The organism is Salipiger sp. HF18 (assembly GCF_011806505.1).
In the GTDB taxonomy this organism is placed as follows: domain Bacteria; phylum Pseudomonadota; class Alphaproteobacteria; order Rhodobacterales; family Rhodobacteraceae; genus Salipiger; species Salipiger thiooxidans.
Genome location: NZ_JAATOS010000537.1, coordinates 1 through 2,605, shown reverse-complemented (window position 1 = coordinate 2,605; position 2,605 = coordinate 1). Strand labels below are relative to the sequence as shown.

The following is a 2,605-nucleotide window of genomic DNA, read 5'->3' as shown; positions in this document are numbered from 1 at the left end:
GACAGGGGAACGCGCTGCCCGTTATCCGAAGCCTTCCAAGCGCCACACCGATACACCACGCCACGGCTTTCCACGGGGATGTGACCTCGCGCCGCGTGACGCGGGTGCCGTTATCTTCTACCCATGCGATATGTTCGGAATCGACATCATAGACGCCAGCCTGCTGCCGGCGATGTTCGTGGCGCTCTTCGCCGGGGTCATCTCGTTCCTGAGCCCCTGCGTGCTGCCAATCGTGCCGCCCTATCTCGCCTTCATGTCGGGGGTGAGCCTCGCCGAGATGGAGGCCGGCGGCCGCGCCCGGCTGCGCGCCTTCACCGCCGCGCTGTTCTTCGTGCTGGGGCTGTCGACCGTCTTCGTGCTGCTCGGCTTCACCGCCTCGTGGCTCGGGACGTTCTTCCTGCAGAACCAGCTGCTTCTGGCGCGGATCTCGGGCGTTGTGGTGATCGTCTTCGGCCTGCACTTCCTGCATGTCTTTCGCATCCCCTTCCTCGACCGTGAGGCGCGGATCGAGACCGGCGACACCGGTGGCTCGGCCTTCGGCGCCTATATCCTCGGGCTCGCCTTCGCCTTCGGCTGGACCCCCTGCATCGGGCCGCAGCTGGGCGCGATCCTGTCGATGGCGGCCTCCGAGGCCTCGATCGCGCGCGGCACCGCGCTGCTGGCGGTCTACGCGGCGGGTCTGGGGATGCCGTTCCTGCTGGCCGCCATCTTCCTGAGCCGCGCCATGGGGCTGATGAACCGGATCAAGCGCCACATGGGGCTTATCGAGAAGGTCATGGGGCTGCTGCTTGTCGCGGTCGGCCTGATGCTGCTCACCGGCGCCTTTTCGGCCTTCTCCTTCTGGCTGCTCGAGACCTTCCCGGCACTGGGCGAGCTCGGCTGATCCTGCCTGATCCCGGCCGGTCCTTGCGCCAAGTGCGTCGCAGGGGCAGCCGGAGCAAGATCGACGCCCGGGCGCCACAGTCTTGCCCAAACCGCATGCTAGGGCGAGGATCGCGACAGAAGGGGCGAGGGAATGGGCGAAGACCCGCAGGATCTCCCATCACAGGGCCAGCCGGTGCAGGAGGTGTCCCGACGCCGGGTGTTCTACATCCCGGGCTACGACCCGATTCACCCAAGGCGCTACCGCGAGCTCTATCGCAAGGAGGGCGCCGCGCAGGCGGCGATCTCGGGCTACGAGCTGGCGCTGACGCCCAAGCGCTCGGGCGGTCCCTACGGCTGGCAGGTCTCGGCCCGGATCGACGGGGTCGAAGTCGAGACCGGGGTCGAGGTGCTGGTCTGGTCCGACATCGTGCGCGACAGCATGTCCAACACCATCGCCGGCACCTATCTCCAGCTGGTGCGGACGGCGTGGGAATACATCGCCACCGGCGCGCTGCGGCGGCTGATGCGGCTGCGCAAGGGGCCGGTGATTGCGGCGCTCTATCCGGTGGGGATGCTGCTGCTGCAGCTCCTTGCCGCGATCCTGACCGGCTGGCTGGTCTGCGCGCTGGCGGGGGTTCTCGCGCCTTGGGCGGGGCTTGCGGCCCGGCTCGCAGGCGCGGGCGCAGGCATCGTCGCGGCGTTGGCGCTGCTGCGCTGGTTCAAAGCAAAAGACGGCAAGCTCTACGCTTATTACCTCATGCATGACTACGCCTATTCCGCCCAGTACCGCGGCGCCAACCCGCCCGAGCTTGGGGCGCGCATGGCCCGGTTCACCGACATCATCGCCGAGGCGCTCGAAAGTGACGCCGACGAGGTGCTGGTGGTCGGCCACAGCTCGGGCGCGCATCTGGCGGTCTCGGTCCTCGCCGATCTCATCCGTCAGGGCAGAGTGCCCGCGCGGGGGCCGCGGCTGGCCTTCCTGAGCCTCGGGCAGGTGGTGCCGATGGTGTCCTTCCTGCGCGAGGCGCACCGGCTGCGGGCGGACCTCGCCTTTCTCTCGGCGCGGGACGAGCTGACTTGGGTCGACGTGACCGCGCCGGGCGACGGCTGCACCTTCGCGCTCTGCGATCCGGTCGCGGTCTCGGGGGTTGCCCCCGAGGGCCGGCGCTGGCCACTGGTGTTCTCGGCGCAGTTCACCCGGTCGCTCAGCCCCGAGCGCTGGAAGGCGCTGCGCTGGCGCTTCTTCCGGCTGCACTTCCAGTATCTCTGCGCCTTCGACCGGCCGCTCGACTACGACTACTTCCGGATCACCGCGGGCCCGCTGAGCCTTGCGACGCGCTATGCCGGGCGCCCGCCCTCCGCCAGCCGCATCGACGTGCCGGTGTCCAAGTTCACCGCGACCTCCACCGCCGCCGCATGATCCCGCCGAAACCCGCCGCGCGGCCCGAGAAGGTCTCGCTCCTGCGCTACCTCCGCCTGTTCCGGCAGGACATCCTCTCGGCCCAGCCGGCGCGGCTCTACCGGGCGTGGATGGCGGAGTTCCGCACGCCGTTCTTCCGCTCCTACCTCGTGAACCAGCCCGAGCTGGTGAAGACCGTGCTGAAGGACCGGCCGCTGGACTTTCCCAAGTCCGGGCGGGTGTCCGAGGGGCTGCGGCCGCTGCTGGGCGCGTCGGTGTTCCTGACCAATGGCGCGCAGTGGCAGCGCCAGCGGCGCATCATCGACCCGGCTTTCGAGGGCG

At 69.3% G+C, this 2,605-nt stretch carries 2 protein-coding genes and 1 pseudogene; all 3 read left to right on the top strand.

Features of this window, described 5'->3' with window-relative positions; translation table 11 throughout:
• The first annotated feature begins 130 nt into the window (after positions 1-130).
• Positions 131-883 carry a cytochrome c biogenesis CcdA family protein gene (locus HC022_RS23745; protein ID WP_167454046.1) on the top strand — a complete coding sequence of 251 codons (753 nt, stop codon included), beginning with the start codon at positions 131-133 and terminating at the stop codon, positions 881-883.
• 132 nt (positions 884-1,015) lie between these two features.
• Complete coding sequence (locus tag HC022_RS23740) at positions 1,016-2,284, top strand: hypothetical protein (RefSeq protein ID WP_167454045.1); 1,269 nt, start codon at positions 1,016-1,018, stop codon at positions 2,282-2,284.
• A pseudogene (locus tag HC022_RS23735) lies at positions 2,281-2,605 on the top strand (cytochrome P450); the annotation flags it as partial. The gene HC022_RS23740 and the pseudogene HC022_RS23735, both read left to right, overlap by 4 nt.

Excerpts from the sequence above, each read along its gene's own strand:
- HC022_RS23740 (WP_167454045.1), top strand. The coding sequence starts at position 1,016 with ATGGGCGAAGACCCGCAGGATCTCCCATCACAGGGCCAGCCGGTGCAG.
- HC022_RS23745 (WP_167454046.1), top strand. The coding sequence starts at position 131 with ATGTTCGGAATCGACATCATAGACGCCAGCCTGCTGCCGGCGATGTTC.